This is a genomic window from Veillonella sp. AF36-20BH (genome assembly GCF_003602765.1).
In the GTDB taxonomy this organism is placed as follows: domain Bacteria; phylum Bacillota; class Negativicutes; order Veillonellales; family Veillonellaceae; genus Veillonella; species Veillonella hominis.
Window position 1 is genome coordinate 245803 of record NZ_QTLR01000002.1, and the last position, 13190, is coordinate 258992.

Sequence of the window (13190 nt, forward strand, 5' to 3'; positions counted from 1 at the left end):
TTGACTATATTATTTTTTAACGCTCACCGATTTAGTAATCAAATCGATGCACACTCCATACTTATATGTATAATAAACTAATATTAAGCCTCAAACAGGCGTTTACGAGCTGCTTTCACGAGGACGGAATCATCGTCTTCTCCTGCGTGGTTAGATTTGTAAGCCCAGCGCAACAATAGTGCAGAGTTTGCAACTACGAGGAGGCTACCGCCGTTGTGAACAAGGGCGCCCCACACGATAGGAAGGCCACACAATACTATTGTGAACCAAGCCCAGTCGAAAGGCAAACCTAAACGAACACCTAATAAACTAAATACTACGCCGATACCGCCGGCTACTAATGTAATCTTTTCACGATTCAAATCAAACCATTCTGCTATTTTGCTCCACCGTTCCATACGTACCTCCTGTGAAAGCTTATATATAATGATATGTACACATTGATTGTGGTCTATATACATGCGTCCATGTATATAACACCTTAAGGGCAAACATGTTATTTATCGTTCTGTTTACCATTTTTATTGTTTATATACCCATAGGGGTATACCTTATGATTATGTTATACCCATATGGGTATATTTGTGTCAACAATAAAATATGTACGAATTTTCATATATAAGCAGAAACACAGGTAAATACTGGACCTATTGAGATTATATTATTCACGCATGATCATATTACACAAATGCATGAGCAGTTATTCATATATGTATTTGCAAATCTAATAATTTTTACATAGAAAATATTTTGATGATTTTCAACCTATTCAATACTATTTCACCCCGATAAATGCTATCCATAATTCAATTTTCCAATAACTATTTATTATAATAAAAAATTAAGTATAGTCGACTACATACCCTACATGGTATTATTACAAATGACATGTTGTAGAAAGGATGTGTAACGATGTCGATTTTCTCTCCTGCTCCTCATATTGAACGTTTACCAGAGGCGCAAATCGATTCCACCTACAAACGTCTTCGACGCGAAGTCTTTGCAGGTACATTTATTGGTTATGCTACATTCTATTTGATCCGCCAAAACTTTAGTTTGGCTGTTCCGTACATGATTGCTGAGTACGGCTACACTAAAGCGGATCTCGGTATAGTTATGACCATCTTATCCGTAGCTTACGGCGTAAGTAAATTTGTTATGGGTAATGCGTCTGACCGCTCTAACCCCAAATATTTCTCCACAGTAGGTCTATTGCTGAGTGCTTTAGTTATGTTATTATTCGGCACCTTACCAGGTGTTATGAGCAGTATTCCTATCATGTGCGTTCTTGCCTTATTAAACGGTTGGTTCCAAGGTATGGGCTACCCTCCATATGCAAAAAACATGGTAACTTGGTTCTCCCGTTCCGAACGCGGTGCTTGGTGGTCTTGGTGGAACGTTTCCCACAACCTAGGTGGCGGCATTATCGCTCCTCTTGCTACGCTTGGTATCTACCTATTCGGTACATGGCATAGTATCTTCTTCTTCCCTGCCCTTATTTCTATCGTGTTAGCGATTATTACCTTTGTATTGTTGAAAGATACGCCTCAATCCTGTGGCTTACCGCCTATCGAAGAATACAAACACGAAGTCGTTCATACACATACAGAAAATGAAGAAAAAAGTACTTTCAAAGAAATCTTCTACAAATATATTTTGCATAATAAATACTTATGGTATCTTGCGATTGCGAATATCTTTGTATACTTCATCCGTTACGGCGTAGTTAGCTGGGCACCGACCTATTTAACCGCTGTGAAAGGCTTCACAAAAGAAGGTTCCCGTTGGGCTTACTTCTTATACGAATGGGCTGGTATTCCAGGCATGCTTGTAAGTGGTTACTTAAGTGACCGCGTATTCCGCGGCCGTCGCGCTCCAGCTACGATTTGCTTTATGTTATTCGTTATCTTGGCAATCCTCGTATACTGGTTTAACCCTGCCGGTAATATCCTCATCGATAACTTAGCACTCATTGCTATCGGCTTCCTCATCTACGGTCCTGTTATGATGATTGGCCTTCAAGCTGCAGACATGGTACCACGCGTAGCAACAGGTGGCGCTACCGGTCTTACAGGCCTTCTTGGTTACCTCATCGGTTCCGCTGGTGCTGGTGCTTTCATGGGTCTCATGGTTGACCTCTACGGTTGGGATGGTGGTTTCATTGCCCTCGTTGGTGCATGTATCCTATCCATCGTATTCCTACTCCTCACCCTCGGAGATAAAGGACAACAATAGAATACGTACTATATAAATAGATTACGTACCATATGTAAAATACAAAATGTGCAACCCACTGTTGTATATACAAAACTCCCCTAGTAATACCTATGATTACTAGGGGAGTTTAATTATTTATGCGATGCACAAAGAGCCGTTTAATACTTTCAAATTATACACGAGAGCGAGTCGCGCCAAGCCGTGCAATGCTGCGGCTGTTACAGGATTGATAGATCCTAACACACCAGCACCAATGATGGCAACGTGGAACATTATGGACACGATGAGTAGCCCCAAATGGCATTGTTTCGCCTCTTTTGAAAGCCCCGCCGTCGGAGAATTTTCATCTACAAGTGATCCCATCATGAGTGCCACAAGAACGAGCTCCAACGAGCACGGACAAAGGATAACTAGCAATGTAATGGTATGCATAAAGTTCTGTGTCAATGCATAGGAACCCATGGAAAGTAACATGACAGCCACAACGATAACAGATGAATAATTGTTGATGCCCTGACGTAATGCAACAAGCTGTGTAGGCATGGTCGGCAACATGTCATCATCCAATGTATAGTGCACGTCGCCCGTGATAAGCTGCTCTAAGAAGAAGCCACCATGTACGATGAGGCCCACATAAGCCGCCGTATGGTAATCTCCAATGGCAATGAGCGCCACCATGGCTATCACGATGAGAAAATTAGCATGAATCTCTAAATGATCCCAAATACTTTGCACGCTGTTGATGAGCAATGGCAAGCCACAAATGATGACTGTCACCCACGCCAAATCAATAGCTGGGTTCATAGGCTCCGTAAGCGCATCTAATATAATAAATAACAAGCCGAGTGCCAAAATAGCCCCCTGCGTGCGCAGAGACACCTGCGCTGATAAAGACTGTAACAACTTCATATAGACCTCTCTATAAATCATATACCGGCCTTACTTAATCCGGAAATACCTTTTACTTCTATAAATAATACTATTAACACTTATATTGCTAACGCCTAAAATACCCATAGGGGTATTTCTATGTGTAATTATTATACAAAACATAAAAGAAATATACAAATCAAATTTTTTAATAAATGAAAACCCCTATCTTTAAAAATGGCTTAGCCGTAAAGAGGTCTTAGTTGTGAGCTCTAATTTCTTTATTAAAACGTAGAAAGAACAGGTCCCTAAAAATGACTTAGCTCGCTATGGAGGCTTTTAGGGACCTGTTCTTTCGGTTAACTAATATGAAATTAGAGCTTCAACGCCTCAATCCATTCTGCTTCTTTAAATCCAACGAGTACTTTGTCTTCAAGAACCAAAATAGGACGTTTTACAAGCATGCCATTAGATGCTAATAAAGCTAGTTTTTCTTCTTCACTAAGGTTCGGCAATTTATCCTTTAATTGTTGTTCACGGTAAATCATACCAGAAGTATTAAAGAATGCTTTCAAATCCTTCCCAGATTGTGGATACCAAGCAGCGATTTCCTCTGCTGTAGGGTTTTCGGACTTGATGTCACGATCTGTGTACTTGATGTTATGATCATCTAAGAATTTCTTTGCTTTTTTGCATGTTGTGCATTTAGGATATTCAACGAATAACATAGGTTCTCCTTATATCAATATTCAATGTTGTAACAACTTACTAATATAAGATAATTGTACCAAATACATCGAAAATTATCAATCTCTTATTGACAATCTACGGGTTCTAATGAAGCACAATGTGCAATAGAGGATAATACTTCATCCATCCCCTCACTAAGTTTTGCTGTACGCAAATCAACATCCATCTGTAAACGCAAGAAATACCCTTCCGAAACATCAAAGTATTTCGCTAAACGCAACGATGTATCTGCTGAAATAGATCGTGTACCATTCAATATTTCTTGAATCCGTGAAACAGGCACATGTATATCCTTAGCCAATCGATATGCAGATAGTCCTAATGGATCCATAAACTCTTCTTTTAATATTTCACTAATGGTAGGTGTAGGAATAAACTTTTCCATATTAATTTCCTCTCTATTAATGATAATCTACAATTTCTACATCATAAAAACTACTACTATCTTTCACTTTAAAACACAGTCTATATTGACCATTAATCCGCAAACTATACTGACCAAATCGATCTCCTTGCAACAACTCCAAGCGATTACCTGGTGGCCAGCGTAAATCTTGTAATGATTCAGCATTATCTAACAATAGTAATTTACGAAGAGCTAACCTTTGTATAAACGGAGAAAAGCGTTTAGAAAAGCTTTGATAGTAAACTTTTTCTGTTTCCTTATCCTTAAATCCGATAATCATAGAATCTCTCTTTCAATTATACCTGTCAAACAGGTATAATTCAATAACATATACTTGATGAAAAACTATACATAGAATTAAAATTATTCTACAAATAATTTTAATAAAGAGATTCTATAAAACATCATCTAATTCCTACACTTGAGATGACTCTATTGGCCACCTATTTCGGAATGTAATCAATTTACCCTATCGTCATAATTGAATTAAAACTATCATTAATTCCCACTTCAACTAAATTAATTTTAAAAAGTAAAAAGACCTACATCCTCGACCGTATCATGTATAAAATACATATTAAAAGTTGAGAGAATATAGGTCTCTTATGAAAATCTATGTATTATTTATAATACTAGTTATAGCAAAAATGTAAGTCCCATTGCCACGAAGATGGCTGGCAAAAGGTTTGCAATACGTACTTTGCCAGGCCAGATGAGGTCAATACCAACGCAGAAAATTAGAATAGATCCGACGTAGGATAAATTATCGATAGCACTGGGTGTCATCAACGGCGCCGCAATATGTGCCATAGCCGTAATAAGCCATTGCGTAATACCTACTGGAATAAAGGAGAACAGCGCCCCTTTCCCCATAGAGGATACCATAACCATAACGATGATGCCGTCGAGGATACCTTTTAAAAGTAATGTCTGATAATTTCCAGTAAGGCCATCTTGAATGGAACCAAGTACACCCATAGCACCTACGGTAAACGTTAAAGATGCAGTGATAAAAGCATGGGTAAACTTTGGATCCCCAGCGTTGCCAGTGCGAGCTTTCACCCAATCACCAAATACAGTAATCCAATGATTAAGGTCGATAATTTCGCCAATAACGGCACCTATAACCATGCTAATAATCATCAATAGAGGGCCCGTTGTTTGTAGAGATCCATTGACAATGACGAGCATATACTGCATGGCCCCGCTCATACCGAGGAGGAGCACGATAATACCGCTCACAATCATGAGCGTTTGCTTTAAATTTTCTTTCATAAAGCGACCAAACGCGAGGCCACATAGGCTGCCAGCTATGATGAGACCAATGTTAATGGCCGTTCCCAAACCAATCATATATTTCCCTTCTTTAATTGTGAAAGTAACAATATCAATTTACTTCAGTATAGCAATCATATCGAAATAAATCAATTTATATAGCATAAAATATACAGCAAAAAGCCTCTACCCAATAAGGGTAGAGGCTCTGTATAGTTTATAGCGTTGAGAGAGAACTAATGATAGACCCGCTTAGGAGAGAGAGAGTATATGTGTTTATATATAAAGCGGGCCGACATGAGATGAGTCGCTATCGCCTCATCGACTTTAGTGTACACCCAATTCCACATAACCACAAATTCAATTATGTAAACACAAGTATGCGCAAAAACTATAGTTAACTAATCTATACCTCTCGCCCTTACGCTTCATCGTCTATAGGTAACCGTACGATATCTGTTGTTTTATTAATCTCTTCAAAGCAAGGGCAGTCTTTACCGTGATCATTGATGAGGCCACTAGCTTGTAGATGCGAATAAATCGTAACAGGACCTACAAACTTAAAGCCCCGCTGCTTTAGGTCTTTGCTAATCCGTGTAGATAAACCATTCTTTGTAGGAAAATGACCTTCTGGATGGTTTTCATAAATAATCGTTTTATAATTTGTAAATCCCCAAATATAGTTACAAAACGAACCAAATTCAGATTGAATACGTTTAAAGGCAGCAGCATTATTAATAATGGCTTCAATTTTAGGACGATACTTAAGCATCCCCTCCGTCTGCATGATGCGTTCAATGTCGCTTTCACCATAAGCAGCCACCGCATCAATATCAAAATGATCAAAGCATGCTCGAATGATGTTTCGTTTATTCAAAATCGTAAGCCAACTGAGACCACATTGGAGACTTTCAAGACAAAGATGTTCAAACTGAAGTTGATCATCATGAATTGGTCGGCCCCACTCATAATCGTGGTATTCATGATATAAAGGCGTCGTCGGCCATTCACAAGTAATCTTTTTCATTATACACCTCCATGTGCCCATACAAGGACATCATACATGAGCGCTACTACGAGGCCCATTACGAGATGACCACCCACGTAAAATGGCACTAAATAATAAATGAATAAAAGTAAGGAATGCAAGGCTTTGCGGAGCCATACAATCGGCGTAGATGTGTCGCCACCCACCTTACTATCAAGCCAATTATGGACGGTGTAAATAGGCATTCCTAAACGGCGAATCCAGTCTGAAACACGTACCCCAGGATTCAAACCAGGGCAATAGAAGATCACCAAGGGCAACGCCACCACATCAATGACGAGCAATAGGGTTAACATAAAAGCAAACCAATCTAATTCGCCTTCCCACGTGAAGGGTTGTGCCATGAAACGGGCACCCCACAAATAGGCTTTGTATACGATATACGGTTCTAATAGCCATAATAAGGGCTTCACTACACTCATGGGACTACCTACACCAAACAAAAAATAATAAAAACTACGCATTTGCGTAGTCATTTCATATATACAACATTCCGATTATATCGACTAAATACCAAGGATATAGCGATTTTCTAGGCTAGAAAATCACTTCATACACACCATTTTTAGTTCTTACATACATCGATTTTCATATTAATATTATATCAGATTTTGTAGTTCTTGTGGGATTATATTTTATAAAAATTTTATCAATTTACACTATTTATAGTACTGATTAACAAAAGAAGTCACTATATAAGCCATTTTCTGTAGTCAGCTCTTGTATATTCATTTTTCATCAAAGTCATGACCGCTCTTAATCATGGGCTCTAAAAAATATAGGATTCAAATCAAATAGATTTATTCCAATAATATGTGGCATTTTATACTCATTAACTATGTTATTATAAATGCAGGTAGTAAATACCGTCTCACTTTCTCCTTTTGATAAAAATAGCAAAAAAGGCAGACCCTAAGGTAAACTATACTTCCCAAAAATTGTGTCCAATTTTTGGGACTATAGTTCAGGGCTGCCTTTTTTGTTTATCGTTTATTTATCTGTATTTATTTTATCTATCGTCTACACAATCATATGTTATATAGGACTTATCTATTATGGATTCTGCCCTATCTTGCTAAGTAGCTATTAACTAAACAACTATTATTCTATATTTCTATTGTTCTATAGCCTCTACTACTTCGCCAATGTACATATAATGTGGTTCCCAACGATCATGCCCAGCTTGTGTATATACAGCAGGATTAGATGCGTAATAATCTTTTACCTTTTCTGCCAAATAGGCTTCATCGAATTGGTGTTCATATAGCTTTTTACATACAAATGTTAACTCTGCTTCTTTGAAAGTCACCCCATCGCCTGCCGCAACTGGCGTTAGTCCAGAATTTGCCACCTTATTTTCGTCGCGGCCAGAATGAGAACCTAAATAACCAAGAGCCTTGCGATAACTTTCAGGGAAAAAACTAACTGTAAAGGTATCGTATTTCGCCATAAACTCTTGAGTGTAACGCGCCGGATGGATGTACACCGTCACAGTGGATATATCGCCACCATTAGGGCCCCATATATTGCCCATACTACCCCAACTAACCGTACATGTATTAAAATCATCAAGCATTCCAGCCGTAACAAGAGCCCAACGATTCTCAAACATGGTAAAAGCTTTATAATCCTTTGTTTCAAATGGTTTCATAAGAACCTCCAGTTTATCTCAATTTGACGATATAAATCTTTATCCCTATAATATAGGTAGATAGTCAGACGAGTAGTGCCGTCAGGCTCATCTCTGAAAACAAAAAAGCTTGAGAAATGGCCTTTCAGTTATCGAATCATCTAAGATAACGAAGGGCTATTTGTCTTTTGTGAGACAAATAAGCGCTATTAAAGCTCCAAAAGCAATAACCACAGTTATCACCTGTAATAAGAGCATGATTATTTCATAATCACTCATAGGCTTATCCCTCCCTTCGATGACGAAGAGAGGCCCAACCTCGTCTAACTATCCTATGATTATTATATAGCGAACTAATATGCGATACAATAAGCATTATATTATACAAATATATGAATACAGTAATAAAAGCCGAGCTAATTCTATGAATTAAAAGCTCGGCTTTTTTTATAGATATGGTAAGAATATAATCATTTATAAATCAAAATCTTACTGACTTTATCTCCTTTGTGTTCAAATAGTATGCCGTTCATCATATCAGTTCTATATTGTAATAATCCATAAAACCAACGATCATCATAATCAATGTAATCTGGGCGCCCATAAACTTTTAAGACTTTTCTCATAGAGTCTCCCATAGCTATTCCTCTATAAGTTACCGCATCACGATTCGTAATCGATATATACGTAACAGTATTATCCATACCTCCCAATATAGTATTACCAAAAGTTACCCCACCATAGGATAAGCCATATCTAGTTTCCTTTGTTGGTTGGCCTAGACTGGCTTTCACCGCATCAAAAGTACTACCTAATGGAACTCCAAGCACCATAAGTTCTTCTTGTGGCAATCTCTCACCTACATACTGACCAATACTATAATGTCTATATTGTTCGGCTTTCGGCCAATCATAAGACTGCTTCGCTGCATTCGTTTCTAGACGATCCCAAGTTTTACTAAGCCAACTTGCCTCTGTCACATAGTTATAGCCACTTACCAATTGTAGGCCTATAACAAGCCCCATAATCAAATATTTTCTTTTCATGATTTCTCTCCTGAACTATTTTATGAACAACTCAAACCACTTATTTTATACATAATCTTATTGAGTTAATATTTTAATCCATTCTATATACCATGGATTAAAGATTGGATCCGCATCAAGCTTCTTTTTATGGCTATCACTTATACGCCATTGAGGTGCCTTTCGTAAACTTTCAACATTATCAAAATCTACATACTCAACCATATCGCGCAATTGTTTATGCTTATACGAAGATTTGCTTTCATCATAGTCAATGCGATAACTATAATAATATTCAGAATCCTTTGTAAAATGGCGTAAATAGGATCCCCCATTAGATTTATAGCGATCAACTAGGAAGCCTGGAAGACCATTATTCCAAACTGTTGCATACTGTGTAGGCGCCTCAAGGTCACCATATTTATTCAAAAATGCAAAAATTTGTTTTTTTGCCAAACTTTTATCAACAACATTAGGGTCTATTTGAAAGCGTAACACACGGATCTTAATGCCTGCATCTTCATAAGTACGAACCTCATATTTGTTATCTTCCATAACCTCGCTCACTAGCTTAGCCTTTTTAGGAATACGATATCTGAAATTGTCCCAATGTTTAACATGGCTATACTTATCTAGCCTAGATAGAGACTCAATAGATGGAATAATATAATTACTCATTACCACTTCAGCTATTTTATCTTGGTAGGGTTCCTTTACATCACCACCTCCAAGATATGTAATGCCATAGGTAGTATTCGTGTTCTTAGGCGTAAACTCTGTGTACATTACATGTGTCTTCGCTTTAAGAATTTTCCAAGATGCATTTTCTAAGCCCGGATATGTATAGACACCTTCATTGTGCATACGTTTACTAAATTCTTTCCCATGTGGTGGCCCCACCATTAAGATACTTGTAAAACCACGAACCACAAATAAAGGACTGCCACTCGATTTAGATTCAATCGTGTCACCACGCAAGCTAATATTTGGTACAGATAAACGGATATTCTTCTTATCTTCATGAAGTAAGATGACAGTAGATTGTGAGTATTCCCCCATCTTAACCGCTTGAGCCAATCCAGATTTCTCTTTGAAAACCTTTTCTATCGCAATGCTAGGTTTCTCTACGGTCTTCTGTACTTTGGCACTAAATGCCTCTGCTTCTTGTATCGCCTTTTCATTAATATGGGAATAATTTTCATAGACATTGGCAGGAATGCTCGCGTCCGCCCCAGGTACAGGCGGCTGCCCAGCTGGTACTTCAATCTGTACAGCACTTACATTTATGGTGAAAGCAGTTGCTAGTGCCAGCATAATTACACTTTTACGTAACATAAAATCCTCTCTTTTTCTCTCACATTACAACAAAATAAGCACAACCTTATTAGCATAAGTATACTATGCAAATAAGACTATGCCTATGATTAATAATTTTATATTTAGTATATTGGTTTCATATATATTTAGCATTTATAAGGTTTATCTCAATTTGACGATATATACCTTTATCCCTATAATATAAGTAGATAGTCAGACGAGTCGAAACGTCAGGCGCATCTCTAGTTACACAAAAGCATGAAGAAATGGCCTTTCAGTTATTTAGTTACACTAAGTAACGGAGGGCTATTTGTTTTTGTGAGACAAATAAAAACGAGCTACTAATCAAATAGTAGCTCATTTTTTTTAGTGTATTTAAAGTATGAAATAGACTAATAGTTTACCAGTGGAATGCTTAACACAGTGGAGACGACAATTAAGATATACACCACAAGACATAGTTTTAACAAAAACGCTAAACTGACAAACAGGACTTTATAGATAGGTGCTTCTTCTTTTTTTGAGCGTATCCAGTCTTTAACCCTATAATATATGCTTGGTTTATTAAAGGCTGGAGATAATCGCTTACACCATAAAACAAGCCACAGAATACAGCATATATTACCAAATAGAAAGAATAAAAACAGGCCAAAATGCTCCACTGAATATACTTTTAATACATAGATGTCATAGAGTAGCTGAGTAAACGTCTCTACAAAGTTAATCCATAGATAGACAAGATAAGCCTTAAACAAAAGCACTAATATAGTTTTGATGTATTTGAGTTTACTCATTGGCTCTCTCCTATCTAATACCATAAAAACTTTAAAACTAAATTCTTATTGATTCAACAGTTTAACCCACTCCATATACCAAGGAATAAATATAGGCCCACTTTCTAGTTTCTCTTTATAGGTTCCATCTTCTCTCCATTGTGGACCTTTTCTGAGTTTGACCGCATCATCAAAGCCTACATATTCAATCATATCTCTCCATTGTTTATGTGTATAAGAGGTCTTACTTTCATCATAATTAATACGATAACTGTAAAAGTACACAGAATCTTTCACCACATGACGGAGATAAGACTCTCCATTAGGCTTGTAAGAATCGATCAAAGAGCCTGCGATTCCATTATTCCATACGACTGCATATTGTGTAGGTGTTTCTAAATCATTATACTTTCTCAAAAAAGATAATATTGAACTCTTGATGACCGTTCCATCTCGTTTTTCACCCAATATGGAAGTACGTACTACACGTATCTTGGAACCTGTATCCTCATAGGTTCTCACATCATATTGACTATTCTCTACAGTCTCACTCACTAGCTTTGCAGTCTTAGGAACGCGATAACTAAAATTACCCCAATGCTCAACACGACTATAAGTATCTAATCCAGACAAGGATTCTATGGATGGAATAATATAATTACTCATCACAACTTCCGGTGATTTATCTTGATACGGATCTTCCGTATTAACCCAACCGCCATAAGTAATCCCATAGGTAGTCTTTGAATCATTCGGTGTAAATTCCGTATACATTACACGGGCATTGTTTGACATTAGTTTCCAAGATGTATCGTGCAAACCTGGATATGTATATTTTCCTTCTTCTTCAGCATATTTATTAAGCTCTTTACCATGTGGCGACCCTACCACTAAAAATGAACTAAGGCTTCGCACCGCATATAACGGCCCTTTTCCAGACTTAGACTCTACAGTATCTCCACGGAAGCTAACATTTGGCACGGATAATCGAATATTCTTATTCCCTTCATGAATTAGTACTACCGTAGATTGAGAGTAATCTGCTAACTCCAACGCCTTAGCCAAGCCAGGGCGTTCCCGATATAGCTTATCCATCCCTGACTTAGGATTCATAGGCTGTGATTTTATAAACTCGCTATATGACTCAGCATTCTGCTCTGCTACTTCATTAACATGACGATAATTTTCATACGCATTGGCAGGAATGCTCGCATCTGACCCAGGCATAGCCGGTTGTCCGGCTGGCACTTCGATCTGAATAGCACTTACATTCATGGTGAAAGTAACTGCTAATGCCATCATCATCATTACACTTTTACGTAACATAAAAACCTCTCTTTTTCTCTCACATTTACAACATAAATAAGCACAACCTTATTAGCATAAGTATACTATGCAAATAAGACTGTGCCTATTATTAATAATTTTATATTTTAGTATGTATAAGTTTTGTGTATATATTTAGTATTTATAAGGTTTATCTCAATTTGACGATATATACTTTTATCCCTATAATATAAGTAGATAGTCAGACGAGTAGTGACGTCAGGCTCATCTCACAAACTTAATAATATGTAGAAATGGCCTTTTCGTTTTATCTAATTTCCGAAGAAACGAAGGGCTATTTTGCTATTTCTAGACAAATAAGCGCCACAAGTGCTCCAAAGGATATCATGACTGATAAAATCCCAAGGATAATCATAATGATTTTATAACCACTCATAAGCAACCCTCCCTTCAAAAACGAAGAGAGGCCCAACCTCGTCCAACTATCCTAAGTCTATTATAGAACGAACTAATATACGATACAATAAGCATTATATTATATAAATATACGAATTAACTAATAAAAGCCCAAAAACAAGTTTAATTATTCCTC

General features: G+C 37.4%; 13 protein-coding genes. 1 reads left to right on the plus strand and 12 read right to left on the minus strand.

Translation table 11 applies throughout. The features are described from left to right. Nucleotides 1-83 precede the first annotated feature (83 nt). Nucleotides 84-398, minus strand: a complete 315-nt coding sequence (locus DW000_RS09860) for a hypothetical protein (RefSeq protein WP_120055111.1) — start codon at nucleotides 396-398, stop codon at nucleotides 84-86. Nucleotides 399-912: 514 nt separating this feature from the next. Between DW000_RS09860 and pgtP the strand changes: the two genes are divergently transcribed. Continuing rightward, the gene (pgtP, locus tag DW000_RS03690) at nucleotides 913-2235 is read left to right on the plus strand and encodes a phosphoglycerate transporter protein PgtP (RefSeq protein ID WP_004694513.1); all 1323 of its coding nucleotides are present in this window, start codon (nucleotides 913-915) and stop codon (nucleotides 2233-2235) included. Nucleotides 2236-2352: 117 nt separating this feature from the next. On the opposite strand, the gene DW000_RS03695 is transcribed toward pgtP, so the two are convergent. From DW000_RS03695 to DW000_RS03750, 11 genes are all read right to left on the minus strand, one after another. Then, a complete protein-coding gene (locus DW000_RS03695) occupies nucleotides 2353-3126 on the minus strand; it encodes a hypothetical protein (RefSeq protein WP_120055113.1) in 774 nt (257 codons plus the stop codon). 335 nt (nucleotides 3127-3461) lie between these two features. Further along, nucleotides 3462-3815: a Spx/MgsR family RNA polymerase-binding regulatory protein gene (locus tag DW000_RS03700; protein WP_005384960.1), complete on the minus strand. Its 354-nt coding sequence runs from the start codon at nucleotides 3813-3815 to the stop codon at nucleotides 3462-3464. Between the two features lie 86 nt (nucleotides 3816-3901). Beyond that, the gene (locus DW000_RS03705; RefSeq protein WP_058948305.1) at nucleotides 3902-4222 is read right to left on the minus strand and encodes a HigA family addiction module antitoxin; all 321 of its coding nucleotides are present in this window, start codon (nucleotides 4220-4222) and stop codon (nucleotides 3902-3904) included. Nucleotides 4223-4238: 16 nt separating this feature from the next. Beyond that, on the minus strand, nucleotides 4239-4523 hold the full coding sequence (locus DW000_RS03710) for a type II toxin-antitoxin system RelE/ParE family toxin (RefSeq protein ID WP_004694505.1): 285 nt from the start codon (nucleotides 4521-4523) through the stop codon (nucleotides 4239-4241). 356 nt (nucleotides 4524-4879) lie between these two features. Then, a complete protein-coding gene (locus DW000_RS03715) occupies nucleotides 4880-5596 on the minus strand; it encodes a DUF554 domain-containing protein (RefSeq protein WP_120055115.1) in 717 nt (238 codons plus the stop codon). 343 nt (nucleotides 5597-5939) lie between these two features. After that, entirely contained in the window at nucleotides 5940-6545 is a 606-nt protein-coding gene (locus DW000_RS03720) for a DNA-3-methyladenine glycosylase I (protein WP_120055117.1), read from the minus strand. After that, nucleotides 6545-6988, minus strand: coding sequence for a hypothetical protein (locus DW000_RS03725; RefSeq protein WP_165850985.1), 444 nt, complete (start codon nucleotides 6986-6988; stop codon nucleotides 6545-6547). Before DW000_RS03725 ends, DW000_RS03720 begins: the two co-directional genes overlap by 1 nt. A 692-nt stretch (nucleotides 6989-7680) precedes the next feature. Further along, the gene (locus DW000_RS03730) at nucleotides 7681-8217 is read right to left on the minus strand and encodes a flavin reductase (RefSeq protein WP_120055121.1); all 537 of its coding nucleotides are present in this window, start codon (nucleotides 8215-8217) and stop codon (nucleotides 7681-7683) included. A gap of 449 nt (nucleotides 8218-8666) precedes the next feature. After that, a complete protein-coding gene (locus tag DW000_RS03735) occupies nucleotides 8667-9242 on the minus strand; it encodes a hypothetical protein (RefSeq protein WP_060919489.1) in 576 nt (191 codons plus the stop codon). A gap of 57 nt (nucleotides 9243-9299) precedes the next feature. After that, a complete protein-coding gene (locus DW000_RS03740; RefSeq protein ID WP_120055123.1) occupies nucleotides 9300-10556 on the minus strand; it encodes a hypothetical protein in 1257 nt (418 codons plus the stop codon). Nucleotides 10557-11377: 821 nt separating this feature from the next. Beyond that, nucleotides 11378-12637 (minus strand): hypothetical protein, encoded by a 1260-nt coding sequence (locus DW000_RS03750; RefSeq protein WP_120055127.1) that lies wholly within the window; start codon nucleotides 12635-12637, stop codon nucleotides 11378-11380. Nucleotides 12638-13190 lie beyond the last annotated feature (553 nt).

Bases quoted from the DNA above. Each gene is read 5' to 3' on its own strand.
- DW000_RS09860 (WP_120055111.1), bottom strand. From the start codon at position 398: ATGGAACGGTGGAGCAAAATAGCAGAATGGTTTGATTTGAATCGTGAA.
- pgtP (WP_004694513.1), top strand. From the start codon at position 913: ATGTCGATTTTCTCTCCTGCTCCTCATATTGAACGTTTACCAGAGGCG.
- DW000_RS03695 (WP_120055113.1), bottom strand. From the start codon at position 3,126: ATGAAGTTGTTACAGTCTTTATCAGCGCAGGTGTCTCTGCGCACGCAG.
- DW000_RS03700 (WP_005384960.1), bottom strand. From the start codon at position 3,815: ATGTTATTCGTTGAATATCCTAAATGCACAACATGCAAAAAAGCAAAG.
- DW000_RS03705 (WP_058948305.1), bottom strand. From the start codon at position 4,222: ATGGAAAAGTTTATTCCTACACCTACCATTAGTGAAATATTAAAAGAA.
- DW000_RS03710 (WP_004694505.1), bottom strand. From the start codon at position 4,523: ATGATTATCGGATTTAAGGATAAGGAAACAGAAAAAGTTTACTATCAA.
- DW000_RS03715 (WP_120055115.1), bottom strand. From the start codon at position 5,596: ATGATTGGTTTGGGAACGGCCATTAACATTGGTCTCATCATAGCTGGC.
- DW000_RS03720 (WP_120055117.1), bottom strand. From the start codon at position 6,545: ATGAAAAAGATTACTTGTGAATGGCCGACGACGCCTTTATATCATGAA.
- DW000_RS03725 (WP_165850985.1), bottom strand. From the start codon at position 6,988: ATGAGTGTAGTGAAGCCCTTATTATGGCTATTAGAACCGTATATCGTA.
- DW000_RS03730 (WP_120055121.1), bottom strand. From the start codon at position 8,217: ATGAAACCATTTGAAACAAAGGATTATAAAGCTTTTACCATGTTTGAG.
- DW000_RS03735 (WP_060919489.1), bottom strand. From the start codon at position 9,242: ATGAAAAGAAAATATTTGATTATGGGGCTTGTTATAGGCCTACAATTG.
- DW000_RS03740 (WP_120055123.1), bottom strand. From the start codon at position 10,556: ATGTTACGTAAAAGTGTAATTATGCTGGCACTAGCAACTGCTTTCACC.
- DW000_RS03750 (WP_120055127.1), bottom strand. From the start codon at position 12,637: ATGTTACGTAAAAGTGTAATGATGATGATGGCATTAGCAGTTACTTTC.